The organism is Ornithinibacter sp. (genome assembly GCF_035443565.1).
Taxonomy (GTDB): Bacteria; Actinomycetota; Actinomycetes; order Actinomycetales; family Dermatophilaceae; genus Fodinibacter.
Genome location: NZ_DAORSO010000012.1, coordinates 29,536 through 32,792 on the forward strand (window position 1 = coordinate 29,536; position 3,257 = coordinate 32,792).

The following is a 3,257-nucleotide window of genomic DNA, read 5'->3' on the forward strand; positions in this document are numbered from 1 at the left end:
CACGAAGTCGGTTGCTCGGGCACATTTCGGTCGGCGAATTGGTGACGATGGGTCAATGACAGACATCGAGATCCCCCGACCCACTTCCGGCGACGTCATCGAGCTGATCCTCGACGACCACCGCCTCTTCGAGGACCTGCTGCGCGAGTGCCGCCGCAGCGACGCCGACCGCGCCGCCGCCCGCCAGGCGCTGGCTGAACTGCTCGTCGCGCACGCCGTGGCCGAGGAGGAGAAGGTCTACCCCGACCTGCGCCGCGCCCGCGCCATCGGCGCCCACGAGGAGGAGCACAGCGAGGAGGAGCACGCCGAGATCAACGAGGCCCTGCTCGCGTTCCTGGAGGCCAAGGGCACCGACACCCAGAAGTACGACGACGCCCTCGAAGAGCTCGCCACCGCGGTGAACCACCACGCGGGGGAGGAGGAGACCGACATCCTCAACCCGGCCCGCGAGGACCTGTCCATCGACCGCCGCGAGTCACTCGGGGTCGCCTGGGCGACGCGCCGCAACCAGTTGCTCGAGGAGGGCTGCGCCTCCGCCGAACAGGTGGCGGCCCTGCTCGCAGAGGCGGTGGACGAGGGCGTGCTCGCCCCGGAGGAGGCTCGCGAGGAGGCCGACGCCGTCAAGGACGCAGCGAAGGCGAAGGCGAAGGAGATCGAGGAGGCCGCCAAGAAGTAGCGTGGGGGTGTGACCGACACCGTGCGCCGAGCCGTGTGCCCAGGCTCCTATGACCCCGTGACCCACGGTCACCTCGACGTCATCGCCCGGGCTGCGGCGATCCACGACGAGGTCGTCGTGGCTGTGCTGCACAACCCGGCCAAGGCGGGGACGTTCAGCGTGCACGAGCGGATCGCGTTCATCGAGCGGGGTGTCGCCGAGCGTCTCGGTCCTGGCGCTGGTGCCGGTGCTGCCGACAACGGCACCGGCGCTGCGGGCACGGTGCGGGTCGAGGCCTTCGCCGGCACGTTGCTCGTCGACGTCTGCCGCGACCTCGACGCCTCGGTGATCGTCAAGGGGCTGCGCGGCTCCACCGACTTCGAGTACGAGCTCCCGATGGCGCTGATGAACCGCCACCTCACCGGCATCGAGACGGTCTTCATCCCGGGCGACCCGGCGCTGGCGCACGTGTCGAGCTCGCTCGTCAAGGAGGTCGTGCGCTTCGGCGGCGACGTGACCGGCCTGGTGCCGGACGAGGTGCGCGACGCCCTTGTCGACCGCCTGCGTGCCGACGGCTGAGACGCCCGCGCGCCACTCGGGTTTCCGCCCGGACATCGAGGGCCTGCGCGCGGTCGCCATCCTCACCGTCCTGGCCCATCACGCGGGCCTGCCGCTGCATGGCGGGTTCATCGGCGTCGACATCTTCTTCGTCATCTCCGGCTTCCTCATCACCGGGTTGCTCGTCACCGAGCTGTGGACCACCGGGACGATCTCCTGGTCGCGGTTCGTCGGTCGACGGATCCGGCGCCTGCTGCCCGCCGCGGTGCTCGTCCTGGTTCTCACCTCGCTCGTGTCGTACCTCGTGGTGCCCGGGTTGCGACGGCGCGACATCGGGGTCGACATCGCGGCATCCGCGGCCTACGTCGTCAACTGGGTGTTCGCCCGGCGAGAGGTCGACTACCTCGCCTCCGACATCCGCCCCTCACCCGTGCAGCACTTCTGGTCGCTGGCCGTCGAGGAGCAGTTCTACGTCCTGTGGCCGCTGCTGCTCATCGTGCTGGCCCTGGTCGTGCGGCGCCCGAGCCGCCGGGTCGTGCTCGGCGCGCTCGGGGCGCTCGTCGCGGTCTCCTTCGTCTGGTCGATCTGGTTCTCGGACACCTCCCCCCGGCCGGCGTTCTTCACGACGACCACCCGGGTGTGGGAACTCGGGGTGGGGGCGATGCTCGCGGTGACGCTCGCTGGGAGGCCGCGACCGGCATCCCCAGTTCGTGGCGCGAGGGTGCTCGGCTGGGCGGCCCTGCTCACCCTGGTGGCGGTGGCTTTGCTGCTGCCCGACGGCATCGACTGGCCGGGGGCCTGGGCACTGCTGCCGACGGTGCCGACCGCGGTGCTGCTGTGGCTCGGCTGGCAGTCGGGCGGCGGCCACGGTGCGGGCCAGGTGCTCGGGTGGCGGCCGATGGTGTGGATCGGCGGGTTGTCGTACTCGATCTACCTGTGGCACTGGCCGTTCATCGTGCTCGGGGAATGGACCGCGGATGCCGTGGGCACCACCCTCCCGGCCTGGGGCAAGGTCGCGCTCGCCGTCGCATCGATCGCCCCGGCCTGGCTGTCGTGGCGCTTCGTCGAGACGCCCATCCACCACGGTCCGTGGCTGCGCGAGCGCCCGCGGGCCCTGCTCGTGAGCGGGCTGGCACTGTCGCTGGTGGGCGTGCTCGCGGCCCTGCCCCTGCTGCCGCTGCGCTCACCGTTCACGACGACGCCCCCGGACGGGGTGGTCGTCGTGGCTGACCTCGGTGCGGCCACCGTGGTCCCCGGGCGGGTTGTCACGGATGTCGACGACCCCGGTTGGGTGACGCCTGACCCCCTCGTGGCCGGTGAGGACCGGCCGGCCGCCGACGTCGATCGCTGCCAGGTCGACCATGCCGCCACCGAGCCGGTGGCGTGCACGTTCGGGGACCCCGACGGGGCGAGGACGATCGCCCTCGTCGGTGACTCCAAGGCGATGCAGTGGCTGCCTGCCCTCGAGGCGGTCGCGGCCGAGCGCGGGTGGCGGATCGTCACGTGGGGCAAGTCAGCATGCGCGTTCGCCGCTGCGCCAGCGGCCGAGGCGGGGGTTGCCTACCCCGAGTGCGACGCCTGGAACGAGGCCGTGGTGCGCTCGCTCGACCAGGAGGCTCCGGACGTCGTGGTGACGTCGGGGGTGGCTCGCAGTGCGTGGGCGGGAGAGGCCACCGACCGTGGGCTGCTCGTGCAGGGGTACGCCGACCGCTGGCGGTCGCTCACGGATCGGGGTGTGCCCGTCGTCGTCGTCGGGGACAGCCCGCTCTCACCGGACGACCTCGACATCTGTGCGGCCCGCAACCCGCGAGAGCTCGGGCGCTGCACCTTCGAGGCGCAGCCGGCGGTCGCGGGCAGCGGGTTGCCGGTGCAGCAGGATGCCGTGGCGCTCGTCGCTGCTGGCTCGGCACCCGATGCTCAGGCAGGTCCGGATGTCGCGCTGCTCGACCTCACCCCGTGGATCTGCCCCGGTGGGCAGTGTCCCGTCGTCATCGGCCACGTCGCGGTGCACCGGGCCGGGGACCACGTCACCGCCACCTACGCC

Annotated in this window: 3 protein-coding genes; all 3 read left to right on the top strand. The window is 71.9% G+C overall.

Going from position 1 to position 3,257, the window contains the following annotated elements; genetic code table 11:
* The first annotated feature begins 55 nt into the window (after nucleotides 1-55).
* Nucleotides 56-676 carry a hemerythrin domain-containing protein gene (locus PLL68_RS03040; RefSeq protein ID WP_324531528.1) on the top strand — a complete coding sequence of 207 codons (621 nt, stop codon included), beginning with the start codon at nucleotides 56-58 and terminating at the stop codon, nucleotides 674-676.
* A gap of 9 nt (nucleotides 677-685) precedes the next feature.
* A complete protein-coding gene (coaD, locus tag PLL68_RS03045; protein WP_324531530.1) occupies nucleotides 686-1,234 on the top strand; it encodes a pantetheine-phosphate adenylyltransferase in 549 nt (182 codons plus the stop codon).
* Nucleotides 1,221-3,257, top strand: a 2,037-nt coding sequence (locus tag PLL68_RS03050; protein ID WP_324531532.1) for an acyltransferase family protein, incomplete at its 3' end; no start/stop codon positions are given. The genes coaD and PLL68_RS03050, both read left to right, overlap by 14 nt.

Bases quoted from the DNA above. Each gene is read 5' to 3' on its own strand.
- PLL68_RS03040 (WP_324531528.1), top strand. From the start codon at position 56: ATGACAGACATCGAGATCCCCCGACCCACTTCCGGCGACGTCATCGAG.